Raw genomic sequence first — 20,792 nt, 5'->3', positions numbered from 1 at the left:
CAGGCGGCATTCTGCCCGAGGGAAAAATCATGTCGCTGGAACTCTATGCCGCCTATGTCCTTGCGTGCGTCGTCATCATCCTGGTGCCAGGGCCGACGGTCACGCTGATCATCGCCAACAGCATCCGTCATGGCTCCCGCGCCGGCCTGGCCAATGTCGCCGGCACGCAGGCCGGCCTGGCGGTCATGATCGCCATCGTCGGCATCGGCCTCAACACGCTGATATCGGGCATGGGGCACTGGTTCGAATGGGTGCGGCTGATCGGTGCCGCCTACCTGATCTGGATGGGCGTGCAGATGTTCCGGTCCAAGGGCAAGCTGAACGCCGACGGAACGGCGCGGAAGCCGCGCGGCGGCTTTTTCGTGCAGGGCCTGCTGGTGGCGCTCAGCAACCCGAAGACGCTGATCTTCTTCGGCGCCTTCTTTCCGCAATTCATCGCGCCGCAAGGCAATTATTCGCTGCAGATCGCCGTCATGGGCCTCACCGCCATGATCTTCGCCGCCATGTCGGATTCGACTTATGCGCTGGCCGCCGGCCGCGCCGGTCGCATCCTGTCCGCCCGCCGCGTCAAGCTCCTGTCCAGGATCAGCGGCAGCTTCATGATCGGCGGCGGCCTGTGGCTGGCGTTTTCACGGTCGAAGTGAGCACCGCCGCCTTTCCTTCCCCCTTGTGGGGGAAGGTGGATCGGCGCGCAGCGCCGAGATGGTTGAGGGGTGCGTGACGGAGTGAGGCGTCGGCGTTCCCCGGAACACCCCTCATCCGACCTCGCTTCGCGAGGCCGCCTTTTCCCGCGAGGGGAGAGGGTAAGGAGGCGGATTTAAAGCCGCCCCAGCCGTTCCAGCAACAGCGCGAAGAAGCCGTCATGGTCGATGTCGCCCATCACCTTGGCGTTCTTTTCCCGCTTGGTGACGCCCCACCAGTCGATCACGGTCATGCCCATGGTCAGTTCCGAGCTGGTTTCCACGCTGACATTGCAGTTACGGCCTTTGAACAGCTCCGGTTTCAACAGGTAGGCGATGACGCAGGGGTCATGCAGCGGCCCGCCATCGGTGCCGTATTTCTCCTCGTCGAAACGCTCGAAAAACTCCAGCATCTCGGCCGTTGCGGTACCGACCTTGGTGCCGAGCTTGCGAAAGGCCTGGGTGCGCTTGGCGGTGGTCAGCGCCTTGTGGGTGACGTCGAGCGGCATCAGCACGATCGGAATGCCGGATTTCAACACCACCTCGGCCGCGTGCGGATCGACATAAATGTTGAATTCGGCCGCCGGCGTGACATTGCCGCCTTCGAAGAAGCCACCGCCCATCAGGATAATTTCCTTGGTGCGCGGCGCGATCCTCGGCTCGCGGATCAGCGCCAGCGCGATATTGGTGAGCGGCCCGAGAGCGCACAGCGTGATGCTGCCGCTCTCTTCCTTCATCAGCGTCTCGACGATGAAATCGACGGCGTACTTATCCTGCAGCTTCATCGTCGGTTCGGGCAATTGCGGCCCGTTGAGGCCGGTTTGGCCATGCACCGCCTCGGCCGTAACCAGTTCACGCGCCAGGGGACGGACGGCGCCGGCATAGACCTTTATGTCGGGTCGGCCGGCCAGTTCGCAGATCTTGCGGGCGTTCTTTTCGGTAAGGTTCAGCGGCACGTTGCCGGCTACGGCTGATATGCCGACGATCTCCAGCTCGGGGCTGCCAAGCGCCAGCAATATGGCGACGGCATCGTCCTGGCCAGGATCCGTGTCGATGATGATCTTGCGTGTTTGGGGCATTTCAATTCCTTGTTTGGCCATGAGCCCATGCGTCCGAGCGAGCATGCGAAACGCATCGAACCGGCCTTGAGCTGCCGAACCGCTCCGCCCGGGGGACGAATCCCGGCGCAGCGCTTCTCCTTGCATCTCACTGCCGTTTCAAGCGCCATGTCGATCATTCTTGTGAGTCCACGACGTGGTCTTTTTGGGCGGGTGTTTTGATGGCTTGAACTTGGTCGTGGGGCGGACCATATCAAGACCATCGGGAAAAATGCCATCTGGGTTTTTCCAGTTTATGTCGCTCTTGAGAGGACAATGTAACATGAGCCGAATGACGCCTTTCTCCAGTCCGCTTCTCCTGGGTTTCGACGCCATGGAAAAGACGCTGGAGCGCCTGGCGAAATCCGGTGACAGCTATCCTCCTTACAACATCGAGCGGCTCAGCGGCGCCGACGGCAAGGCCGAAAGGCTGCGCATCACGCTCGCTGTCGCCGGTTTCGCCGAAAGCGATCTCGATGTCACCACGGAGGAAAACCAGTTGGTCGTGCGCGGTCGTCAGACCGACGATACCGAGCGCGAATTTCTTCACCGCGGCATCGCCGCACGCCAATTCCAGCGCTGCTTCGTGCTGGCCGACGGCATGCGGGTGATCGCGGCGGAGTTGAAGAACGGCCTTTTGTCGATCGATCTCGATCGGCCCGAGTCCGAGCGGCTGGTACGGAAAATAAACATATCGGTGAAAGACTGATCTTTGCCGATGGCTCTCATGCGGGATGGCCTACTGCCCAGGACCAGGGCGGCGTCTCGCGCCAAGGAGGCTTGAAATGACCAGAATTGACCAAAATCCCACCATGACCAGCGGTGAATTCGCCCATCTCGGCGAGGGCTCGGTCGCTTATCTGCGCAAGGTAACGAGCGAGGAACTGCTCGGCCGTTTCCCGGGCATTGGCGAAATCGCGCCCGGCATGGAATTGTGGGCGCTGTTTGCCGCCAACGGCCAGCCGATCCTGCTTTCGGATGCGCGCGATCGCGCGCTGGCCGGCGCCATGGAAAACGACCTGACCACGGTCGCCATTCATTAAGGCGATTTTCCGCTGAAAACGAACGGGGCCGCCCGTGGCGGCCCTCGACCATCGTTTATCCAGAAAACGTCAGGCCGCGTGCGAGGCCTGGGTGTCCGACAGAAGCGCGTGGATTGCCACGGCGTCGCGCGTTCCCCTGATCTTGGCCACCGTATCGGCGTCGCGCAGCACCCGCGCGATGCGCGACAGCGCCTTCAGATGATCGGCGCCGGCCCCTTCAGGGGCCAGCAGCAGGAACACCAGGTCGACCGGCTGGTCGTCGAGCGCCTCGAAATCGACCGGCGTCTCCAGGCGGGCGAACACGCCGGCGATGCGCTTCACGCCGGCCAGCTTGCCGTGCGGAATGGCGATGCCGTTGCCGACCCCGGTCGAGCCGAGCCGCTCGCGCTGCAGGATGGTGTCGAACACCTCCCGCTCCGGAATGCCGGAAATCGCGGCCGCCCTCTCCGACAGCAATTGCAGAAGCTGCTTCTTGGAGTTCGCCTTCAACGCCGGCAATATCGCCGGAACGTTGATGAGATCGCTCAGATCCATACTTGAAAATCCCTTGTTCGCCTGCCGTCACCAGTCCCCACCCCTCGTGCGGCCGGTTTTATCCCTGTGCGACCTTGGTCGTGGACGGATCGATCCAGCCGATGTTCCCATCCGGCCGGCGATAGACGATGTTGACGTGATTGTTTCCGGCGTTGCGGAAGACGAAGACCGGACTGTCCTTTGTGTCGAGTTCTATGACCGCCGACGCCACCGACATGGTCTTCAGCGTCATGGTCGATTCGGCGACGATGGCCGGCGCAAAATCCTCCGGAATGTCCTCGTCGTCATCGGCGAGCGGCGCCATCACCGTGTAGGCGATATCGGTGAGCTCGCCATTGCCCGAATTGTGCGATTTCAGCCGGCGCTTGTAGCGCCGAAGCCGGGTTTCCAGACGATCCGCCGCGGCCTCGAAAGCCAGCGTCGGGTCCTGGGCATCGCCGGTCGCCTGCAGCGAAGCGCCGGAATCCAGCCGGATCATGCAATCCGCCGAATAGCGCGAGCCCGATTTGATGACGGTGACATGTCCGGCAAAGCCGCGGTCGAAATATTTGCCGATCGCCTCGCCGACACGATCGTTGATGCGCGTACGGAACGCATCGCCGATATCCATGTGTTTTCCCGATATGCGCAGATTCATCTGAAAACTGACCTTCCTTGCTCAGGCTTCAAACTGGCCGGAGTTTATACTCGTGGTCCGTGCGCACAAGCTTTGCGGCGTCACTCGCGCCGATTTAAATCCAAACTTTCCGGTTGATCACAAGCCGCCTTCTTGACCATCCCTAGGCCATTGTCGTGACGGACCATCCGCTGGCGGGCGCCGAGCCCGTCTCATGCGGGCGGGCTTCTAGCCACTTCACCGCAGCTTGTCAATGAAGCACGAACCCTGTGGAAATCGCCGAACCTAGCGCCCGGCGCTGGCAAGGGCCCGCTTCTCGCGCCGGCGCTGCACCGAGGACGGGATATTCATGCCTTCCCTGTATTTGGCGACCGTACGCCTGGCGATATCGACGCCGCTTTCGCGCAACATGTCGACGATCGCGTCGTCGGACAGGACGTCGACGGTTTTTTCCTCGTCGATCAATTGCTTGATGCGGTCACGCACCGCTTCCGACGAATGCGCCTCGCCACCGCCCGACGAGGCGATCGAGGCGGTGAAGAAATAGCGCAGTTCGAACACGCCGCGCGGCGTCAGCATGTACTTGTTCGCGGTGACCCGGCTGACGGTCGATTCGTGCATGCCTATGGCGTCGGCCACCGTGCGCAGGTTGAGCGGCTTCAGCTGGCGCACGCCATGGACGAGGAAGGCATCCTGCTGGCGCACGATCTCCGATGCGACCTTGAGAATGGTCTTTGCCCTCTGATCGAGGCTGCGCGTCAGCCAATTGGCGTTCTGCAGGCACTCGGCCAGGAAATCCTTTTCGGCCTGGTTCTTGGCGTGCGGCGAAACCTGGGCGAAATAGATGTGGTCGACCAGCACGCGCGGCAGCGTTTCGGCGTTGAGCTCGACCGTCCAGCTGCCGTCATTGGCCGCGCGCACCTCGACATCGGCAATGACGGCGTCGCTGGCGCCGCCCGAAAATGCCATGCCCGGCCGCGGATCGAGCGCCCGGATCTCGGCCAGCATGTCCAGCAGGTCCTCTTCGTCGACGCCGCAGATCCGCTTCAGCGTGTGGAAATCGCGGCGCGCCAGGAGTTCGAGATTGGCAATCAGCGCCTTCATCGCCGGATCGAGCCTGTCGCGCACGGCAAGTTGCAGCGACAGGCATTCGGCAAGGTCGCGGGCGAACAGGCCGGCCGGCTCGAAGGTCTGGCACACCGACAGCACCTTGGCCACGGCGTCGGCGCCGCTACCAAGGCGCGAGGCTATCTCAGCCATATCGGCGCGCATATAGCCGGTCTCGTCGAGGCCGTCCGCGAGTTCGCCGGCGATCAGGCGCGCCGCCGGATCGGCGAAAGCGAGCGCGATCTGCTCGCTGACATGATCGCGCAGCGTGATCGCGGTCGCCGCCATGTCGCCGGCATCGAAGCCTTCGGACGAGGACGTGCCGCCATTGCCGGTCGCCGATTTCCACTGTGCCGTGAGGTCTGGTCCGAGCCGCTCGCTGGTGCCCGGGTCGTCCGGGAACAGGTTCTCCAGCGATGTGTCGAGCTTTTCCGAGATCGCCTCGGCGCTCCATCCCGCTTCGGTCTCGAACCAGTCGCCGTCGTCGGCCGTTTCCGGTGCCGCCTCGGTCCTCGGCGCCTGGTCGCTGGCGGCGTCGTCCTGCGGCTCGGCGCGCTCCAGCAACGGGTTGCGCTCGATCTCCTCGTCGATGAAGTGCTCGAGTTCGGCATGGGTGAACTGCAGCAGCCGGATCGACTGCATCAGCTGTGGCGTCATCACCAGCGACTGCGACTGTCGTAGCTGTAGTTTCGCCGCCAACGCCATGGTTCGGTTTCAAACGCCTCGTCTGCATCCGGACTGCCGGAAGGAATTTTCGCGAACCGATAGAAACTGGCCCGGCTTTTGCTTGTCAAGGCAAACGCTAGCAAAACCCGCTTACCGGAGCGTTATCCCGGAGCAAAATCACGAAAAAGCGGCCCCTGACAGGCAAAAAATCGCGTCAGGAAACAAATTTCACGCTCAAAGCGTGAATCCCTCGCCCAGATAGAGCCGCCGCACGTCGGGATTTGCGACCACTTCATCGGCCCGGCCATGAGTGAGCACCTGGCCGGCATGGATGATGTAGGCGCGGTCGATCAGGCCGAGCGTCTCGCGCACATTGTGATCGGTGATGAGCACGCCGATGCCGCGCGCCGTCAAATGACGCACCAGTTGCTGGATGTCGGCGACGGCAATCGGGTCGATGCCGGCGAAAGGCTCGTCGAGCAGCATGTAGGCCGGGCGCGTGGCCAGCGCACGCGCGATCTCCAGGCGCCGACGTTCGCCGCCGGAAAGCGACATCGATGGCGCCTTGCGCAGATGGCTGATGTGGAACTCCTCGAGCAGTTCGTCGAGGCTGCGCTCGCGCTCCTTGCGGCTCTTTTCGACCACTTCCAGCACGGCGCGAATGTTCTGCTCGACGCTGAGGCCGCGGAAGATCGAGGCCTCCTGCGGCAGATATCCGATGCCCAGACGAGCACGCCGGTACATCGGCATGGAGGTGACATCGAAGCCGTCGATCTCGATCGTGCCCTCGTCCACCGGCACCAGGCCGGTGACCATGTAGAAACAGGTGGTCTTGCCGGCACCGTTCGGACCGAGCAGCCCGACGGCCTCGCCGGCACGCACCCCGAGCGTGACGCCGCTGACCACCTTGCGACCCTTGTAGCTCTTGGTCAGGCCCTTGGCGATCAAGGTTCCCTTGAACTTCGCCTTATCGGCGGTGACCGTGGCCGGAGCCGAAACCTTGCCGGCGGCCCGCCCCGGAAGACGCGCCGTCAGCGACGACAGGCTGGCCATCAGGGGTTCGTCGCTCCCGATTTCGGCGGTGGCGTCATCGACATGATGACACGTCCGCCGCAGCCGTCGACATTGGCGAGGCCAGTCTTCATCTGCACGGTGAGCTTGCAGCCCTTGAGGACATTGGGGCCTTGCGACAGCACCACTTCCTTGCCGGACAGGACCAGCACCTGCGTCTTCATGTCGAAGGTGCCATTGTCACCGGTCGCGATCTGGTCATTCGACTTGATGTAAACTTTTCCGCTGACTTCAAGGTGGTCGATGTTGGCGGAGCCGGTCATCGCCGCTCCCGCTGCTTCCGTCCCCTTTGCGGCCGCGTTCGGGTCCTTGACGTAGTAGACCATCATCTTGCCGGACTTGAGCAGGGTCGGTCCCTGCACGACCGTGACGTTGCCGGTGAACACGGCGACGTTGTCCGCCTGCCGGACCTCCAGCTTGTCGCTCTCGATCTGGATGGGCTTGTCGCCCGACAGTTTGAGCCCGGACGCGCTCTCGGCGCTGGATTGCGCCTGCGCCGGCGCAAGCCCCAGCAAGAGCAGCGCCGAAGCTGCGGCGGCAAGCCGTGTCGAACTAATGAGCCACATTCGCTTCTTCGCCCTTTGCCTCTGCCGCCTTCAGATTGGCGGGATCGATATTGACGCGCACCTTGTTCTCGAACACCAGAACCTTGCCATTGTCCTGCACCGACAAGGAATTCGCGGTGATCTGCGACCCGTCACGGCTGACGTCCACGGGGTCATCCGTCTTCATAGTGCCTTTGCCCATGTCGAGGAAGACCGATTTGAACTTGGCCTGAAGGCCGTCGGTCGTGGCGATCGTGACGTCGCTGGTCAGGTGCATCGTATTGCCGTCGCGATCGTAGGTGCCATGCGTGGCTTTGATCGCAGCGACATTGTCGGCCGCGATCGGCACCTTGGCGTCGATGCCGTCGAGTTCGATGATGCCTTGCGTGCTGACGTCCTGTATGGCGCGCAATGCCGTCATGGAATAGGGCAATTTCTGCTTGGTGAAGCCGTTGAGCTTGGGGTTGGCCATCACCAGCTTGCCGTTGGAAAAGGCGGTGCCTTCCGCCTGGACCGCGACGGACACCGGTGCGGCGAGGTAGGAATAGACCGGGAAGGCAATGGCGATCAACGCCGCCAGCACCGGCACGGCGAATTTGAGCACGCGCACCCGGCGCGAATGCCGCCGTGCGCGATCGAACGCGTCCCCCCTCGCCGGGCCGTCCGCCGGGGGAGCCAACTCCGTCTCGGTGCTGCTCGCTTCACTCGTTCGCGCTAACATAACTGCTTTCTTCTAAAACCCCTGCCCCGCCGGGCAACACCGCCTATAGGTGGGACGTCGGCGCTTTCAAGCAAGCACAAGCCGACGAAAACCGCGAAAATGTGACAGTTGCTGTCGTGCAGATCAGAACGGATCAACACCGACAGCCCTGCTTCATAGCAGAAATAGACGTCTGGCGTACATTTTTCGTTACCATCGGCTCTCCCCTTATCTGCCGTTCGTTTCACGGACCAATCACGAAACCGACGTCTTGGCGGACGCTGACGCGCACTTGCCTCGCGTGCGCCGCGCGCGGATTGCCGCGTCATGCGCAGACGGAACTGCTTCCAGACCGGGACGTCATGGTCTAAAAGCATCTCTTTCCATCGACCGTGAGGCTGACCATGGCATTGAGAGCCGACGACCTGATCGACCGCCGCCGCTTGCGGCGTAAGCTGACCTTCTGGCGCGCTGCGGCCATCGCCATCGTTGCGCTCGGCGTCATTGCGATCTCGGCCTGGTTCTATCGCGACGATTTCGGCGGCTCGGCCGTCGATCATATCGCCAAGGTCAGGATCGAAGGCACCATAACCGAGGACGACGAACTGATCGAGCGGCTGGAAGCCATCCGCAAGTCGCCGAGGGTGAAAGGCGTGATCCTCGCCATCGATTCCCCCGGCGGTACCACCGTCGGCGGTGAATCGATCTATGAGGAGGTGCGCAAGCTCGCCGCCGACAAGCCTGTCGCGGCCGAGGTCGGCACGCTCGCCGCGTCGGCCGGCTACATGATCGCGAGCGCCACCGATCACATCGTCGCCCGCAAGACCTCGATCGTCGGCTCGATCGGCGTGTTGATCCAGTATCCTGATGTCAGCGGCCTGATGGACAAGCTCGGCGTCAAGCTGGAGGAAGTGAAATCCTCGCCGCTCAAGGCCTCGCCCTCGCCTTTCAAGCCGACCAACGACGACGAGCGCGCCATGGTCCGCAAGCTCATCCTCGACAGCTACGACTGGTTCGTCGGCATCGTCGCCGAACGCCGCAAGATGACCCGCGAGCAAGCGCTGGCGCTCGCCGACGGATCGATCTTCACCGGTCGCCAAGGGGTCGCCAACGGCCTGATCGACGCCGTCGGCGGCGAGACCGAGGCGATCGACTGGCTGGCGACCAAGGGCGTCGACTCGAAACTCAAGGTGGTCGAATGGAAGGACACGGAGCGGCGCGGCGGCTTCCTGTTTTCCAAAGCGATGGTGCGCACGATCGCCGGCGCGCTCGGCCTGCCGGACTACAGCGGCGATATCATCCATGAACTTGGCGCCGACCGCTTGTTTCTTGACGGTCTCGTTTCCGTCTGGCACCCTTGAGATGCCGTTTGGGGTGGATGAAAAAGCAAACAAAATCATCCTCATAATTTCGACCGCACCGATTTCAGGGGACCCGTCCGATGATCAAGTCCGAACTTGTGCAGATTATTGCCACGCGCAATCCGCATCTTTTCCTGCGCGACGTTGAAAACATCGTCGGCGCGATTTTCGACGAGATCACCGACGCGCTCGCCGAAGGCAACCGGGTCGAATTGCGTGGCTTCGGCGCCTTTTCGGTGAAAAACCGCCCCGCCCGCACCGGCCGCAACCCGCGCACTGGTGAATCCGTCGAGGTCGAGGAGAAATGGGTGCCTTTCTTCAAGACCGGCAAGGAACTGCGCGAAAGGCTGAATGGCGGAAAGTAGGCGCGACGCCAGACCGGCCCTTCCCGGGAGGTCGGTTTCCGACGGAAAACATCATGCTCAATCGCTTCATGCTCATCGTGGTCTTCGTGCCCCTGGCGATCATCCTGATCGCGTTGGCCGTCGCCAATCGCGAACTCGTCGCCTTCACGCTGGATCCATTCAATCCCGGCAATCCGGCGCTGACGCTCACTTTGCCGCTGTTCATCTTCCTGTTCCTGGCCCTCGCCGTCGGCATGGTCGTCGGCAGCCTGGCGACCTGGGTCAAGCAGGGACGCTACCGCAAGCTGGCGCGCCAGCGCGGCGTCGAGGCCGAGAACCTGCGCCAGGCGATCGGCCGCACCCCGTCGACACCGCAGGGACCGGTGCTGCCGAAGCCGACCAACTGACCGCCGCACGGGCTGTGGGTTCTCGGGTCCGCGATTTTCTTCACGGAGTTTCCCATGCTGACCATTTCGGCCGCAGAGGTCGACCAGTCGTTGACCTTCCCGGGCCTAGTGGAGACGCTGCGCGTGGCTTTCCGTGACGGCGCGGTGCAACCTGTCCGGCACCATCACACGGTCGAACGGCCGGACGGTGCGGCCTCGACCTTGCTGCTGATGCCGGCCTGGACCGACTTCAACGCAGCCGGCATCTCGGCCGGGGGACACATCGGCGTCAAGATCGTTACCGTCTCGCCCGACAACAATGCCATCGGCAAACCGGCGGTGATGGGGGTCTATCTCCTGCTCAACGGCGCCACCGGCGAACCGGAGGCCCTGATCGACGGCCAGCGGCTGACGCAATGGCGCACGGCCTGCGCCTCGGCGCTCGCCGCATCCTATCTGGCGCGCGAAGACGCTTCCCGGCTGCTGGTGATCGGGGCCGGTGCGCTGTCGCCATTCCTCGCCAAGGCGCATTGCGCCGTGCGGCCGATCAGGACCATCCGCATCTGGAATCGCACCTTGGACAACGCCGAGAAGGTCGCCGCCGGACTGCGCGCCGAGGGCTTCGCGGCGAGCGCAGCGACCGATCTCGACGCCGAGCTCGGCCAGGCCGATATCGTCTCGTCGGCGACGATCGCCACCGATCCGCTGATCAAGGGCGCCCGCCTGAAGCCGGGTAGCCATGTCGACATGGTCGGCGGCTTCACCCCGACAATGCGCGAAAGCGACGACGAGGCGATAAGGCGCGCCCGCGTCTATGTCGACACCCGCGCCGGCGCCACGAAGGAGGCGGGCGACATCGTCATACCGCTCGCTTCGGGCGTGCTGAAACCGGAAGCCATCATAGCCGACCTGTACGAGCTGGCGCGCGGTCAGAAGCAAGGGCGCCGGAGCGCCGACGAGATCACGCTGTTCAAGTCGGTCGGCGCCGCGCTCGAGGACCTTGCCGCCGGCATTGCCGTCTACAAGGCGCTCAGGACCTAGCTTACTGTCCCGGCTGGTTAGCGCCATAGCTTCGGCGATTACGGCGAAATCGGCCGCGCTTATCGAGAACAGGCCGAAGCGCAGTTGATACCCCCAATTCGGCTTGCCGGCCGTGAAGTCCAGCCTGTCGAGCAATGGCTTGATCGGCGCTTCCCCGGCCGCCGCCCAGTCGACGTCGCGGCGAAAGGGCGTGAAGCCGCCGCCCATGTCGCCTTGATAGGGTTCTCCCTCCCGTACCGTGCCGATCGCCGTGAACGCCCGCAGCCCGTCTTTCTCGCCCAAAATCGTTGTCGGCGAATAATAAACAATGCCGTCCCCGGGCTGCATCCGCCGCAGCGGCGCCGCCTTGCCGTGGTTGACCTGCATAAAGCCGCCCTCGCGGCCGCGCCGGACGTGCTGCGCCGACGCCACCGCGATCCAATACGCGCTCATTCCTGCTCCCCGTCGGCCTGCTGCCCGTCCGACAGCCAGTAGACCCGCAGGCGATGGTTGTCGGGATCGAGCGCAACGAAGGTGCGGCCGAAATCCATGTCGGTCGGCGCCTGCAGGATTTTCAGCCCACGTCCGGACCAGTCGGCATGGGCGGCATCGACTGCCTCGGGCGTATCCAGGGCAAAGACGATCTCGGCGCCGCCACCGGTCGCTGCCGCCGCCGGTTCCACCGTATGCCTCGACCAGAGACCGAGTTTGAAACCGTTGTCGAGCACGAACAGCACGAATGTCGGCGCGCTTTCGACCGGCTCGCGGCCGAGCAGCGCGCTGTAGAAGGCGCCGCTACGCTGCGGCTGGTCGACGTAGAGGATGACGAAATTGGGGGTGACCATGTCTGTTCTCCAGGGGTTTCGACCGGGACAGATATAAAGCGCATCACTGTCAGATTCTGGCAGTATCCGTCACGAAAGGCGCCCTGGACAGCTTACACACCGCTAACGCCGTGGGGTGTCGAGCGTTGCCCGCCATTCCTTCAGCAGCGCCTGACGGCGGCGCGGATAGCGCAGATCCGTCGTCTTGAGCTCGGCTATGCGGTCGGCGCGAAAATGCCGGAAATCCTGCCGTATTTCGCACCACGCCACCACGACCCGCACCTTGTCGAAGAAACCAAGCGCGAACGGCCACACGATGCGCCGCGAGCCCGCGCCACCGGCATCGCGATAGAAGAAGTCCAGCTTGCGCTCGTTGCGGATCGCCTGCCGCACCAGGCCGAGATCGATGCTTTCAACAGTCGGGGCGGGCGGCCCGACCAGCAGTGTGGTGGCGTCGAGATCCTCGCGCAGATCCTCAGGCAGCACCGACGCGATCTTGGCAAGCGCGTTGACGGCCGCTGACGAAAGCCGCGAATCCGGCTGCTTGGCGACCCAGCGCGAACCGAGCACAATTGCCTCGATCTCCTCGTCGCTGAACATCAACGGCGGCAGCATGAATCCGGGCTTCAGCACATAGCCGAGCCCCGCCTCGCCCTCGATCGGCGCCCCCTGGCCCTGCAGCGTTGCGATGTCCCGGTAAAGCGTGCGAATTGAAATCCCGAGTTCGTCGGCGAGCGACTGCCCGCTCACCGGCATGCGATGCCGGCGCAATGTCTGGATCAGGTCGAGCAGGCGTTCGGAGCGGGACATATCGAAGATTTGCCTGTTTCTTTGATATTGGTCCATCGCAAGCCGACATGATCAGGCGACGCTTGCGCGGCGGACTTGGTTGCGAAGCCGGTTGCCCTATGTCAAAAGCGGCCACGCCTCGGAGATGCTCCTGCTTGAAATCTTTTCGCGACAAACGCCGCGACAGCCGTCCGCCCGCAAAAAGCGGTGCGCAACGGGTGCGTCCGCATGAAGGTCGTGGAACGGCCCGGCCGGACGCCAAGCCGCATGAGCGGCCCGACGCCAGGGCCGACGAGCGCCCCGAACCGAAGTCGGCGCCCCGCATTCTGGCCCGTCGCGACGGCGCTCTTCCGGCCGAACAGATTCCGCTGATCCTCGAAGTGGCGCCGAATGGCGACTATGCGCTGCTCGACAGCGGCGCCGGCCAGAAGCTCGAACAATACGGTCCTTATCGGATCGTCCGCCCAGAGGGCCAGGCGATCTGGCAGAAGGCGCTACCGGCAAGGGAATGGGACCGCGCCGACGCTGTCTTCACCGGCGATACCGACGAGGAAGGCATTGGCCGCTGGCGCTTCCCCGGGACGCCGCTCGGCGAGACCTGGCCTATGAAGCACGACGGCATCGACTATCTCGGCCGCTTCACCTCGTTTCGCCACGTCGGCGTGTTTCCCGAGCAGGCCTCGCACTGGGATCACATGGCCGGACTGATCGCGGCGGCCAGGCGGCCGGTCAAGGTGCTCAATCTGTTCGGCTATACCGGCCTTGCCTCGCTGGTGGCGGCGCGCGCCGGCGCCGAGGTCACCCATGTCGATGCCTCGAAAAAGGCGATCGGCTGGGCCCGCGAAAACCAGGAGATGGCCGGACTTGGCAACAAGCCGATCCGCTGGATCGTCGAGGACGCGGTGAAATTCGCCGAGCGCGAGGAGCGCCGCGGCAGCCGCTATGACATCGTTCTGTTCGACCCGCCCGCCTATGGCCGCGGCCCCAAGGGCGAGGTCTGGCAGTTGTTCGAGGACCTGCCGGCATTGACCAATCTCTGCCGATCGATCCTGACCCCGAAACCGCTTGCCGTGGTGCTGACCGCTTATTCGATCCGCGCCTCCTTCTTCGCCATCCATGCCCTCATGCGCGACACCTTTGCCGGCATGGGCGGCAGGGTTGAATCGGGCGAATTGATCATCCGCGAAAAATCGGCGGGCCGCGCGCTGTCGACCTCGCTGTTCTCGCGCTGGGTGGCCTGATGAGTGGATATGACGGCGCCCGTCCGGTCGGGCAGGTGAAAGAGGTCACCAGCCTCGCCAATCCGCTGGTCAAGGACATCAAGGCGCTAGCCTTGAAAAAATTCCGCGACCAGCAGAACGCCTTCATGGCCGAGGGACTGAAGCTGGTCATCGATGCGCTCGACCTCGGCTGGCATATCAGGACCCTGGTCTTCGCCAAGGCCGGACGCGGCAACGCGGCGGTGGAGAAGGTCGCTGCGCGCACGGTGGCTTCCGGCGGCACGGTGCTTGAAGTCTCGGAAAAAGTGCTTGTCGCCATAACCCGCCGCGACAATCCGCAAATGGTGATCGGCGTTTTCTCGCAGAAATTCCTGGCCCTGAAGGATATCCGCGCCGACAATGGCGATGTCTGGGTGGCGCTCGACCGGGTGCGTGATCCCGGCAATCTCGGCACCGTCATCCGCACGGTGGACGCCGTAGGCGCGAAGGGCGTGATCCTGGTCGGAGACACCACCGATCCCTTTTCGGTGGAGACGGTGCGCGCCACCATGGGCTCGATCTTCGCCGTTCCGGTGGCCAAGGCGACGACCGACGCATTCCTCGCCTGGCGCGGCGGGTTTTCTGGCCTCGTCGCCGGCACGCACCTCAAAGGCGCGGTCGACTACCGCTCGGTCGATTTTTCCCGGGGGCCGGTGCTGCTGATGATGGGCAATGAACAGCAAGGCCTGCCCGAAAGCCTGGCGGCGAGTTGCGACAGGCTGCTCAGGATTCCGCAGGCAGGCCGAGCCGATTCGCTCAATCTTGCCGTCGCCACCGGCGTCATGCTGTTCGAGATCCGCCGCGGCGCGCTGAAGCTGGATCCAATGGTGGATCCGCAATGAGGGTTGCCCAATCGTGAAATCATGGTCTCCCTATGCGCTGCTGGTCGTCGCGGCGATCGCGCTCGACCAGTGGATAAAACATTTGGTCGAGATCGGCCTTCCCTTTCAGGAAAAGCTCGATCTCCTGCCCTTCCTGGCGCTGTTTCGCACCTATAATACCGGCATCGCCTTCTCGATGTTCTCATCCTTCGGCGATACCGGGCTGGTGATCATCGCCGTTCTCGTCGTCGCCTTCGTGCTCTATCTGGCCACGCACACGCCAGCGGGCCATGTTATTGCCCGCACCGGCTTTGCCCTGATCATCGGTGGCGCGCTCGGCAATCTGATCGACCGCGCCGTCTACGGCCACGTCATCGACTACATCCTGTTCCACACTCCGGTCTGGTCCTTCGCCGTGTTCAATCTCGCCGATGCCTTCATTTCGGTCGGCGCCGCGCTGGTCGTGCTTGACGAAGTTTTGGGCTGGCGGCGCCAGCCCAAGCCCCAGGGTCCCGACGCCTGACCGATTGACCCGGCGCGGCCGCCGCAGCAGAGTCCAAACGTCGATAGATCGAGGAGAGAAAAATGCCCGAAACCTTCAAAGCCATCCTCGTTTCGCGCGACGCCGAAAAGAAACAGTCGGTGGCGGTGACCGACCTCACCGAAGCCGATCTCATGGACGGTGACGTCACCGTCGCAGTCGAAGCGACGACGGTGAACTACAAGGATGGGCTCGCAATATCAGGCAAGGCGCCGGTCATTCGCCGCTGGCCCTTGGTGCCAGGCATCGATTTCGCCGGAACGGTCTTATCCTCTTCCCATCCCGACTGGCGCAAGGGAGACAAGGTCATCCTGAACGGCTGGGGTGTCGGCGAGACGCATTTTGGCGCCTATGCCGGGCGCGCCCGCGTCAACGGCGACTGGCTGGTGCCGCTCCCCGACGGCATCAGCGCGCATGACGCGATGGCGGTCGGCACCGCCGGCTATACCGCAATGCTGTGCGTCATGGCACTGGAGCGGCACGGCATCGTGCCCGATCGCGGGCCCGTGGTGGTGACGGGCGCGGCCGGCGGCGTCGGCTCGGTCGCGGTCTCCATCCTGTCCAGCCTGGGCTATCACGTCATTGCCTCGACAGGGCGCAATGCCGAAAGCCCGTATCTCATCGATCTTGGCGCCGCGGAGGTGATATCGCGCGACGAACTCAGCCAGCCGACCAAGCCGCTCGCCAAGGAGCGTTGGGCGGGCGGCATCGATTCCGTCGGCAGCCACACACTGGCCAATGTGCTCTCTATGACCTCCTATGGCGGTGCCGTCGCGGCCTGCGGCCTGGCCGGCGGCATGGACCTGCCGTCGAGCGTGGCACCTTTCATCCTGCGCGGCGTTTCGCTGCTCGGCATCGATTCGGTGATGGCGCCGAAACCGGTGCGGCTCGAGGCCTGGCGCCGCATCGGCGCCGACCTGGATCTGCGCAAGCTCGCCAGCCTGTCCACGACCATCGGCTTCGACAACATCATCGACGCCGCGCGCGACATCGTCGACGGCAAGATCCGCGGCCGCGTCGTCGTAGACATGCAGTGAGTTCGCCGGGGTAAAACAACCTATCCGCTAAAATTCGAACGATCCCCCGCAGGCTTCCATAATTTCTGTCCGGTAGGGTTTTCGCATGGTCGCGGAATCCGGCATCCAGGAAGCGGAGACTGGCGAAGACGTCGATGCGGTACCCCCGCCGGCGTCGGCGCGGCGGTTCGTCGCCGCACCGCCGCTGGCGCCTGAGCCGCAACAGGCCAGGAATGAGCCGCGATTGGCCGGCCGCGAAGGCTTGCCGCTGCTGACCTTCGTCGCCATCATCATGCTGGCGGGGTTGACCCACCTGACCGGCGCGCCGATCTTCATCAGCCTCGCTTTGCTGGCGACCGGCCTTGCCGGCTTCGGCCTGCACCTGCGCGCCAGAAGGAACGAATACCGCACCGCCGCGCTGCTTGATGAAACCACGGCTCGCAGCCGTGCCGAGATCGAGACGCTGGCCGATCGCATGTGGGAGATGCAGGAGAGCGAAGAGCGCTTTCGCGGCCTGATCGACGCGCTTGGCGATCTCGTCATTCATCGCGACCGCGACGGCTATATCGTCTATGCCAACAAGGTGTTCGCCGATCTCGTCGAGGTCGATCAGCGCGACCTCGCCGGCAAGACCCTGGCGGAACTTGGCATCGAAGTCGGTATCGTTCCCGACGCCGCCTTTTCCGACCATGAATGCCTGAGTTCCACCGACGTCGCCATCCGCACCCCTGGCGGTTCGCGCTGGTTCTCGTGGATCGAACTGTCGGTGCGCGACAAGGACAGCGGTTCTGTCTCGCATCGCGCCATCGCCCGCGACATCACCGCCCGCAAGCGTGCCGAATCCTCGCTGATCACCGCGCGCGAGCGGGCCGAATACGCAAGCCAGGCCAAATCGCGCTTCCTCGCCACCGTCAGCCATGAAATCCGCACGCCGATGAACGGCATCATGGGCATGGCCAGGCTGTTGGCCGATACCAGCCTGTCGCCGGAGCAGCAGACCTATGTCGGCGCCATTTCGACCTCGGCCAGCGCGCTGCTGGCCCTCATCGAGGACCTGCTCGACTATTCCAAGATCGAGGCGGGACGCTTCGATCCCGAACCGCAGCCAATGTCGGTGCGCGAGATCGCCGACAACGTTGTCGAGCTCCTCGCCGCGCGCGCCTTCTCCAAGGATATCGGCCTCGGCTGCCATGTCGAGCCCGACGTGCCGCAATTGATCACCGCAGATCCGGGCCGGGTCAGGCAGGTGCTGCTCAACCTGATCGGCAACGCCATCAAGTTCACCGACAGCGGCGGGGTGCTGGTGAGTATAGCGCGCGCCCGCACTGAAACCACCGACCGCATATGCTTCACCATCGCGGATACCGGGCCAGGCCTGCATGAAGACGACATGGAGCGCATTTTCGAGGAGTTCGAGCAGGCCGACGGCACCTCGACGCGCGCGCATGGCGGAGCCGGTCTCGGTCTTGCCATCTCCAAGCGCCTGGTGACCGCCATGGGCGGCACGATTTCCGTCTCCAGCCGGTTGGGTCAGGGTTCGGAATTCGTCTTCGATATCCCGGCCATCTCCGCGAGCGAGCCACCACCGGGCCGGGTGGACGCGCTTCAGGGCAGGCACGCGGTAATCCTGTCGAGAAATATCGTCGAGGCCGACGCCATCGCCCGCAGCATCCGCGCCAATGGCGGCGCGGTCGATATCGCCACCACCGTGGCGCAGGCGGCATCGTTCTCCGGCGATTGCGACGTGCTGCTGGTCGACGCGGCCATGGAAGAGGGCGACGGAAGACTGCTCAAGCGGCTGCGCCAAAGCGGTTTTTCCGATTGCGAAGCCATCACGCTGATCGCCCCGACCGATCGCGGCATGCTCGGCGAGTTCCGCGCCAGCGGCTACGCGACCTTCCTCGCCAGACCGGTGCGAGGCGGAACACTTTTGCGTGTGCTTCTGAGCAGTCATGCGCCGGCGCTTGCCCCGACACGGCCGGAAAAGCCCCACCCGCCGGCGCTTCGCGCCGCCAGTGATCGCCAGCGTGGCCTGTCGGTGCTGATCGCCGAGGACAATGACATCAACGCCATGCTCGCTCGCGCCACGCTGCTGAAGGCCGGTCATCGCGTCAAGGTTGTCGGCAACGGCAAGGCGGCGGTCGAGGCCGTTACCGGTGCCGGACACAAACACCGCTTCGACGTGGTGCTGATGGACCTGCACATGCCGGTGATGGATGGGATGGACGCCATCGCCGCCATCCGCCGCCATGAGGAGGAGACGGCCGTGCCGCCAGTGCCCATCATGGTGCTGTCGGCCGACAGCCAGGAAAAGACCCGCCATGCGGTGCTCGCCCACGGCGCCAGCGGCTTTGTCACCAAGCCGCTCGACCCCGATGCACTGGTCGACGCCATCGAGGGGCAGGTCGCCGCCTGAGACTTTTTTTCTTCAATCTCCTGCCGAGCGGCGCCACCTTGCTTTTGCATAACGTAGCCGGTTGACCGTATTCGCCAGCCGACGAAGTATTGCCCGCGACGCCGTATCACGGTACTGTCACAATCCTGTTGCACCTACACCGTATCCCCGTGCCAAGAGGGATGGCTCGAAGGAGAATCACTCGTGCATACAGTTATGCCGGAATGTGACACTCGGCCGAACGCCGGCGGCGCCTTGCTTGCCGGGCGCAATGTCGATTCCGTCACAAAGGGCGCAGCGCTCGGCCGTATCGGCAACCTCGAAGTGCGGCTGGCCCGCAACGAGGCCGAGATCGCGGCCGCGCAGGAAGTGCGCTACCGGGTATTCTACGACGAGCTTGGCGCCAGGAAGAACCTGTTTCAGGTGCAGGACCGCCGTGATGCCGACCGCTTCGATCCGCACTGCGATCACCTGCTCGTCTTCGATACCTCGCTTTCCGGCCCCGAACATCGCCGCATCGTCGGGACCTACCGGCTGCTGCGGCAAGAAATCGCTGCGGCCGCCGGCGGCTTCTATTCCGAAGGCGAGTTCGAGCTGACCAAGCTCATCGCCCGTCACCCCGGCCAGCGCTTTCTCGAGCTCGGCCGCTCCTGCGTCCTGCCGGAATACCGTTCGAAGCGCACCATCGAGGCGTTGTGGCAAGGCATCTGGGCCTACATCAACCACTACGGCATTGGCGTGATGACCGGCTGTGCGTCTTTCCAGGGCACGGTGCCGGCGGCCCATGCCGAGGCGCTCACCTATCTGGCGCATCACTGCCGCACGAATTCGGCTTGGGACGTGCGCGCCGTCGCAGGCCGCTATTGTTCCATGGACCTGATGCCGATCGAGGCGGTCAATGCCAAGGCAGCGATCGCTGCGATGCCGCCCTTGGTCAAGGGCTATCTCAGGGTCGGCGCCCGCATCGGCGACGGCTGCGTCATCGATCGTGAATTCTCGACGGTCGATGTGTTCGTGGTGATGCCGGTCAAGGAGATCGGCGCCCGCTACGTCAATTATTACGGCGGGGAAGCGCAGCGTTTTGCGGCGTGAGTAGTAGTCGGTAGTCAGTAGTCAGTAGTCAGTAGTCAGTAGTCAGTAGTCAGTAGTGAAGACATCATAATTTACATCTACTGATTAACCCTACTCACTACTCACTACTCACTACTCACTACTCACTACTCCCTAATCCCTTCTCTCACGAAATATCCTCCGGCCGCCTGCCGGGCCGGCTCTTGTAGGACGCAAACGACCAGCCGAATTTGAGCGCGCCGCCGCGCACGGCGAATGCCGCGGCGAAACCGGCCAAGCCTGACACGATCTGCGGCAGTCCGGCGACATCGCCCAATGTGAAGATCGACGCGCCAACCAGGGCGGCCGTAACATAGATTTCCGGCCTCAGCAGCACCGAAGGCTCCCCTGCCAGCACGTCGCGCAGGATGCCGCCGAATGTGGCGGTCAGCACGCCGGTGATGACGGAAACGACCGGCGAACCGGTGATGGCCAACCCTTTGGCCGCACCCATCACCGAAAAAGCGGCTAGCCCGACGGCGTCGAGCCAGAGCAGCCACTTCCAGCGGGATTCGACACGGTGCGCGCTGAAAAACACCAGCACCGAAACCGCCGCGCAGATCAGCACATAGCTGGAATTGGCGATCCAGAAAACCGGCAGGTTAAGGATGACGTCGCGAAGAGTGCCGCCGCCGATGCCGGTGACGCACGCCAGGAAAAGGAAGCCGATAACGTCGAGCTGCTTGCGCGACGCGGCAAGCGCACCTGTCGCCGCGAAGACCGCAACGCCGGCATAGTCGAGAAGCGCGATGGGGTTCAAGGGCGGGACCAGGGAGTAAGGCAGCAGGGGAGTAGGGAAGTATGTTTAGCACGAAGCCGTACTGTTGATACGCCCCTTACTGCCTTACTGCCTTGCCCTATTCCCTA

At 63.7% G+C, this 20,792-nt stretch carries 23 protein-coding genes and 1 pseudogene; 13 read left to right on the top strand and 11 right to left on the bottom strand.

Features of this window, described 5'->3' with window-relative positions:
• Positions 1-29: 29 nt before the first annotated feature.
• The gene (locus FJ426_RS22165) at positions 30-644 is read left to right on the top strand and encodes a LysE family translocator (protein WP_140522507.1); all 615 of its coding nucleotides are present in this window, start codon (positions 30-32) and stop codon (positions 642-644) included.
• Between the two features lie 173 nt (positions 645-817).
• Here the strand turns inward: FJ426_RS22165 and FJ426_RS22160 are convergent, their stop codons facing one another.
• On the bottom strand, positions 818-1,759 hold the full coding sequence (locus tag FJ426_RS22160; RefSeq protein ID WP_140558406.1) for a nucleoside hydrolase: 942 nt from the start codon (positions 1,757-1,759) through the stop codon (positions 818-820).
• Positions 1,760-2,060: 301 nt separating this feature from the next.
• On the opposite strand from FJ426_RS22160, the gene FJ426_RS22155 reads away from it, so the two are divergent.
• Together FJ426_RS22155 and FJ426_RS22150 are read left to right on the top strand one after the other, a co-directional pair.
• Positions 2,061-2,486 (top strand): Hsp20 family protein, encoded by a 426-nt coding sequence (locus FJ426_RS22155; RefSeq protein WP_013893014.1) that lies wholly within the window; start codon positions 2,061-2,063, stop codon positions 2,484-2,486.
• A gap of 76 nt (positions 2,487-2,562) precedes the next feature.
• Positions 2,563-2,820: a DUF1150 family protein gene (locus tag FJ426_RS22150; protein ID WP_140558405.1), complete on the top strand. Its 258-nt coding sequence runs from the start codon at positions 2,563-2,565 to the stop codon at positions 2,818-2,820.
• Between the two features lie 69 nt (positions 2,821-2,889).
• Here FJ426_RS22150 and ptsN read toward each other — a convergent pair whose 3' ends face one another.
• The 6 genes from ptsN to lptC form a co-directional block, all read right to left on the bottom strand.
• A complete protein-coding gene (ptsN, locus tag FJ426_RS22145; protein WP_135898701.1) occupies positions 2,890-3,354 on the bottom strand; it encodes a PTS IIA-like nitrogen regulatory protein PtsN in 465 nt (154 codons plus the stop codon).
• Positions 3,355-3,412: 58 nt separating this feature from the next.
• Complete coding sequence (raiA, locus tag FJ426_RS22140) at positions 3,413-3,991, bottom strand: ribosome-associated translation inhibitor RaiA (RefSeq protein WP_140500197.1); 579 nt, start codon at positions 3,989-3,991, stop codon at positions 3,413-3,415.
• Between the two features lie 264 nt (positions 3,992-4,255).
• Positions 4,256-5,782 (bottom strand): RNA polymerase factor sigma-54, encoded by a 1,527-nt coding sequence (gene rpoN, locus FJ426_RS22135; RefSeq protein WP_140558403.1) that lies wholly within the window; start codon positions 5,780-5,782, stop codon positions 4,256-4,258.
• Positions 5,783-5,977: 195 nt separating this feature from the next.
• Positions 5,978-6,796 (bottom strand): LPS export ABC transporter ATP-binding protein, encoded by an 819-nt coding sequence (gene lptB, locus FJ426_RS22130; protein ID WP_140500202.1) that lies wholly within the window; start codon positions 6,794-6,796, stop codon positions 5,978-5,980.
• The gene (locus FJ426_RS22125) at positions 6,796-7,380 is read right to left on the bottom strand and encodes an LptA/OstA family protein (protein ID WP_140560248.1); all 585 of its coding nucleotides are present in this window, start codon (positions 7,378-7,380) and stop codon (positions 6,796-6,798) included. Before FJ426_RS22125 ends, lptB begins: the two co-directional genes overlap by 1 nt.
• Positions 7,367-8,080: an LPS export ABC transporter periplasmic protein LptC gene (lptC, locus tag FJ426_RS22120; protein ID WP_140560247.1), complete on the bottom strand. Its 714-nt coding sequence runs from the start codon at positions 8,078-8,080 to the stop codon at positions 7,367-7,369. The genes FJ426_RS22125 and lptC overlap by 14 nt, the downstream gene beginning before the upstream one ends.
• A 383-nt stretch (positions 8,081-8,463) precedes the next feature.
• Between lptC and sppA the strand changes: the two genes are divergently transcribed.
• From sppA to FJ426_RS22100, 4 genes are all read left to right on the top strand, one after another.
• Positions 8,464-9,420 (top strand): signal peptide peptidase SppA, encoded by a 957-nt coding sequence (gene sppA / locus FJ426_RS22115; RefSeq protein ID WP_140522514.1) that lies wholly within the window; start codon positions 8,464-8,466, stop codon positions 9,418-9,420.
• Positions 9,421-9,500: 80 nt separating this feature from the next.
• Positions 9,501-9,785 carry an integration host factor subunit beta gene (locus FJ426_RS22110; RefSeq protein WP_006200394.1) on the top strand — a complete coding sequence of 95 codons (285 nt, stop codon included), beginning with the start codon at positions 9,501-9,503 and terminating at the stop codon, positions 9,783-9,785.
• A gap of 53 nt (positions 9,786-9,838) precedes the next feature.
• Positions 9,839-10,171 carry a DUF1049 domain-containing protein gene (locus tag FJ426_RS22105; RefSeq protein WP_140500210.1) on the top strand — a complete coding sequence of 111 codons (333 nt, stop codon included), beginning with the start codon at positions 9,839-9,841 and terminating at the stop codon, positions 10,169-10,171.
• A gap of 54 nt (positions 10,172-10,225) precedes the next feature.
• Positions 10,226-11,191: an ornithine cyclodeaminase family protein gene (locus FJ426_RS22100; RefSeq protein ID WP_140513757.1), complete on the top strand. Its 966-nt coding sequence runs from the start codon at positions 10,226-10,228 to the stop codon at positions 11,189-11,191.
• 24 nt (positions 11,192-11,215) lie between these two features.
• Here the strand turns inward: FJ426_RS22100 and FJ426_RS22095 are convergent.
• The 3 genes and pseudogenes from FJ426_RS22095 to FJ426_RS22085 all read right to left on the bottom strand — a co-directional run.
• Positions 11,216-11,623 (bottom strand): annotated as a pseudogene (locus FJ426_RS22095) (EVE domain-containing protein); the annotation flags it as partial.
• On the bottom strand, positions 11,620-12,015 hold the full coding sequence (locus FJ426_RS22090) for a VOC family protein (RefSeq protein ID WP_140513758.1): 396 nt from the start codon (positions 12,013-12,015) through the stop codon (positions 11,620-11,622). The pseudogene FJ426_RS22095 and the gene FJ426_RS22090, both read right to left, overlap by 4 nt.
• Before the next feature lie 102 nt (positions 12,016-12,117).
• Positions 12,118-12,804: a YafY family protein gene (locus FJ426_RS22085; protein WP_140560246.1), complete on the bottom strand. Its 687-nt coding sequence runs from the start codon at positions 12,802-12,804 to the stop codon at positions 12,118-12,120.
• Positions 12,805-12,938: 134 nt separating this feature from the next.
• Between FJ426_RS22085 and FJ426_RS22080 the strand changes: the two genes are divergently transcribed.
• The 6 genes from FJ426_RS22080 to FJ426_RS22055 all read left to right on the top strand — a co-directional run bounded on the left by FJ426_RS22080 (position 12,939) and on the right by FJ426_RS22055 (position 19,907).
• Complete coding sequence (locus FJ426_RS22080; protein ID WP_140560245.1) at positions 12,939-14,024, top strand: class I SAM-dependent rRNA methyltransferase; 1,086 nt, start codon at positions 12,939-12,941, stop codon at positions 14,022-14,024.
• Positions 14,024-14,884, top strand: a complete 861-nt coding sequence (locus FJ426_RS22075) for an RNA methyltransferase (protein WP_140560244.1) — start codon at positions 14,024-14,026, stop codon at positions 14,882-14,884. The genes FJ426_RS22080 and FJ426_RS22075 overlap by 1 nt, the downstream gene beginning before the upstream one ends.
• Before the next feature lie 13 nt (positions 14,885-14,897).
• Positions 14,898-15,386, top strand: coding sequence for a signal peptidase II (gene lspA, locus FJ426_RS22070; protein WP_140500223.1), 489 nt, complete (start codon positions 14,898-14,900; stop codon positions 15,384-15,386).
• A gap of 62 nt (positions 15,387-15,448) precedes the next feature.
• Positions 15,449-16,441 (top strand): MDR family oxidoreductase, encoded by a 993-nt coding sequence (locus FJ426_RS22065; protein WP_140500225.1) that lies wholly within the window; start codon positions 15,449-15,451, stop codon positions 16,439-16,441.
• An 85-nt stretch (positions 16,442-16,526) separates the two neighbouring features.
• Entirely contained in the window at positions 16,527-18,836 is a 2,310-nt protein-coding gene (locus FJ426_RS22060; protein ID WP_140500227.1) for a PAS domain-containing hybrid sensor histidine kinase/response regulator, read from the top strand.
• 183 nt (positions 18,837-19,019) lie between these two features.
• Positions 19,020-19,907 (top strand): GNAT family N-acetyltransferase, encoded by an 888-nt coding sequence (locus FJ426_RS22055; protein WP_140500229.1) that lies wholly within the window; start codon positions 19,020-19,022, stop codon positions 19,905-19,907.
• Between the two features lie 145 nt (positions 19,908-20,052).
• Here the strand turns inward: FJ426_RS22055 and FJ426_RS22050 are convergent, their stop codons facing one another.
• Complete coding sequence (locus FJ426_RS22050; protein ID WP_140560243.1) at positions 20,053-20,685, bottom strand: trimeric intracellular cation channel family protein; 633 nt, start codon at positions 20,683-20,685, stop codon at positions 20,053-20,055.
• Positions 20,686-20,792: the final 107 nt, after the last annotated feature.

Source organism: Mesorhizobium sp. B2-6-4 (genome assembly GCF_006441495.1).
Lineage (GTDB): Bacteria > Pseudomonadota > Alphaproteobacteria > Rhizobiales > Rhizobiaceae > Mesorhizobium.
The sequence above is the reverse complement of the archived record's forward strand: the minus strand, read 5'-3'. Positions and strand labels throughout refer to the sequence as shown.

Coding starts and splice junctions, on each gene's coding strand:
- FJ426_RS22065 (WP_140500225.1), top strand. CDS start 15,449: ATGCCCGAAACCTTCAAAGCCATCCTCGTTTCGCGCGACGCCGAAAAG.
- FJ426_RS22100 (WP_140513757.1), top strand. CDS start 10,226: ATGCTGACCATTTCGGCCGCAGAGGTCGACCAGTCGTTGACCTTCCCG.
- FJ426_RS22090 (WP_140513758.1), bottom strand. CDS start 12,015: ATGGTCACCCCCAATTTCGTCATCCTCTACGTCGACCAGCCGCAGCGT.
- ptsN (WP_135898701.1), bottom strand. CDS start 3,354: ATGGATCTGAGCGATCTCATCAACGTTCCGGCGATATTGCCGGCGTTG.
- FJ426_RS22165 (WP_140522507.1), top strand. CDS start 30: ATGTCGCTGGAACTCTATGCCGCCTATGTCCTTGCGTGCGTCGTCATC.
- FJ426_RS22075 (WP_140560244.1), top strand. CDS start 14,024: ATGAGTGGATATGACGGCGCCCGTCCGGTCGGGCAGGTGAAAGAGGTC.
- lptB (WP_140500202.1), bottom strand. CDS start 6,796: ATGGCCAGCCTGTCGTCGCTGACGGCGCGTCTTCCGGGGCGGGCCGCC.
- FJ426_RS22060 (WP_140500227.1), top strand. CDS start 16,527: ATGGTCGCGGAATCCGGCATCCAGGAAGCGGAGACTGGCGAAGACGTC.
- FJ426_RS22110 (WP_006200394.1), top strand. CDS start 9,501: ATGATCAAGTCCGAACTTGTGCAGATTATTGCCACGCGCAATCCGCAT.
- FJ426_RS22160 (WP_140558406.1), bottom strand. CDS start 1,759: ATGCCCCAAACACGCAAGATCATCATCGACACGGATCCTGGCCAGGAC.
- raiA (WP_140500197.1), bottom strand. CDS start 3,991: ATGAATCTGCGCATATCGGGAAAACACATGGATATCGGCGATGCGTTC.
- lptC (WP_140560247.1), bottom strand. CDS start 8,080: ATGTTAGCGCGAACGAGTGAAGCGAGCAGCACCGAGACGGAGTTGGCT.
- FJ426_RS22150 (WP_140558405.1), top strand. CDS start 2,563: ATGACCAGAATTGACCAAAATCCCACCATGACCAGCGGTGAATTCGCC.
- FJ426_RS22155 (WP_013893014.1), top strand. CDS start 2,061: ATGAGCCGAATGACGCCTTTCTCCAGTCCGCTTCTCCTGGGTTTCGAC.
- FJ426_RS22125 (WP_140560248.1), bottom strand. CDS start 7,380: ATGTGGCTCATTAGTTCGACACGGCTTGCCGCCGCAGCTTCGGCGCTG.
- FJ426_RS22085 (WP_140560246.1), bottom strand. CDS start 12,804: ATGTCCCGCTCCGAACGCCTGCTCGACCTGATCCAGACATTGCGCCGG.
- sppA (WP_140522514.1), top strand. CDS start 8,464: ATGGCATTGAGAGCCGACGACCTGATCGACCGCCGCCGCTTGCGGCGT.
- FJ426_RS22105 (WP_140500210.1), top strand. CDS start 9,839: ATGCTCAATCGCTTCATGCTCATCGTGGTCTTCGTGCCCCTGGCGATC.
- rpoN (WP_140558403.1), bottom strand. CDS start 5,782: ATGGCGTTGGCGGCGAAACTACAGCTACGACAGTCGCAGTCGCTGGTG.